Origin of the sequence: Bacillus sp. YKCMOAS1 (assembly GCF_030268125.1) — a bacterium.
Taxonomy (GTDB): Bacteria; Bacillota; Bacilli; order Bacillales; family Bacillaceae; genus Bacillus; species Bacillus safensis.
On record NZ_BSEI01000017.1, the window covers coordinates 1 to 957 of the forward strand.

Here is a 957-nt window from a genome sequence, read left to right on the forward strand (position 1 = left end):
CTTCAGCGCCGATGGTAGTTGGGGGTTTCCCCCTGTGAGAGTAGGACGCCGCCAAGCTTCTATCAGGATCAGTTCCATTTGGAACTGGTCTTTTTTGTTTTTTTGAATGATTTGCTTCTATATAATAGGTTGTTAAAGTAAAAATACGTTGTTCCCACGTTGATTGCTACATAAATCAAACTTCATGCTCCTTCAATTTAACATGTCTGTCATCATATGAACCGGCAGCTCAAATCATCAAGGGCTTCACTAAAAGCATAGAAAACCTCACCTTGGGCTAAATAGATATAGAAAGGCGAAGTATAGGGCCACTAAATAGAAAGACCTCATCCTGAAGGGGTTGGTCAGCCATTGTTGAATTTCCAATCTGAAAGATAGAAGACATGAAAGAAACAATACTTATTTTATTTCTCCTGTTAAAATTTTATATCGACGATAATGCTGTTGAATATTTGAAGCAGCAGAAAAAATGATGTGAAACGATTTGCTAAAAAATAGTAAAGGCCAGCAACATTTTCATACTTTTTTATGCAAAAAAGATTTATCAGAAAAATAAAATAATAACAGAACTTCTTATTTGAATGTTTTTATCCAGAGATATATGAAATAAAATAAGGGTATAGAAGCTTCAAAAATGCTGTTTCCACAGTGATAAAGACTTATTAGTACTCTTTTTAACAAAAAAAAATAAAAAAATGAAAAAAAGGCTTTTAAAATGATGAGACAAGTGGTAAACTTCTTTAGGTGCCTTAACGAAAAGATGAAAAAAACAGCTTTAAAATAAATTCAAAAATTATTTTAAAAAAGTCTTTACAAACAATATCTTATCGTTATATAATACTATTTGTCAGATCGAGAGACACTTCGAAACGACACAATATGGAGGATTAGCTCAGCTGGGAGAGCATCTGCCTTACAAGCAGAGGGTCGGCGGTTCGAGCCCGTCATCCTCCACCA

1 tRNA gene is annotated in these 957 nt (G+C 34.2%); it reads left to right on the forward strand.

Going from position 1 to position 957, the window contains the following annotated elements:
* The first annotated feature begins 881 nt into the window (after positions 1-881).
* Positions 882-957: transfer RNA gene (locus tag QSJ46_RS19555), tRNA-Val, on the forward strand.